Annotated in this window: 1 protein-coding gene; it reads left to right on the forward strand. The window is 70.3% G+C overall.

The features are described from left to right. Positions 1–70: 70 nt before the first annotated feature. Positions 71–673 (forward strand): helix-turn-helix domain-containing protein (locus tag ACR80Q_RS18330; protein ID WP_435379089.1); only part of this gene is annotated, 603 nt, incomplete at its 3' end.

Here is a 673-nt window from a genome sequence, read left to right on the forward strand (position 1 = left end):
CTTGGGTTCTAGGGGTCGTCGCAACACCTCGAGCTCGGAGGTCGTTGTGGGTCCCAGGTTTGGTAGGCCGGTGACGCCGGTGCAGGTTCGTCGGCGGGCGTTGTGGTTGTGGCATCACGGGGCGTTCGTGGATGACGTGGCCGCGGCGGTGGGTGTGTCGTCGACGTCGGTGGGCTGGTGGGTCAGCAAGGTCGGTGGGGTGGTCGCTGGAGCTGAGCCCGAGCCACCGTCCGGGCGGTATCTGACGGTGCAGGAGCGGGAGACGATCGCCCTGATGTGGGCCGCGAAGCGTTCCCGCGCGGACATCGCCCGCGAGCTAGGGCGTCATCGGTCCACGATCGGGCGGGAACTGGACCGCAACCGGACCCTGAAACGGGACTGGACGCCCTCACCGGACGGGCTGCCCCGCCCCCGGGGTCCGGTCCCGGGCCGGTCGCGCCCTCATCCGGACGACCGGCTGCGTTACCGGGCATTGAACGCGCAGAGCAAGGCCGACAAGCGCGCCCAGCGACCCAAGGCCAGGCGGTTGGCCACGGACCGTTTGCTGCGGGCCCGGGTCGAGGCCGGGCTACGCCTACGGTGGAGTCCGGAGCAGATCAGCAGGCGGCTGCGACAGCGCTATCCCGACGTCGCGGAGATGCACGTGTCCCACGAGACCATCTACCAGGCCCTC

It is taken from the genome of Aquipuribacter aurantiacus (genome assembly GCF_051216895.1).
In the GTDB taxonomy this organism is placed as follows: Bacteria; Actinomycetota; Actinomycetes; order Actinomycetales; family JBBAYJ01; genus Aquipuribacter.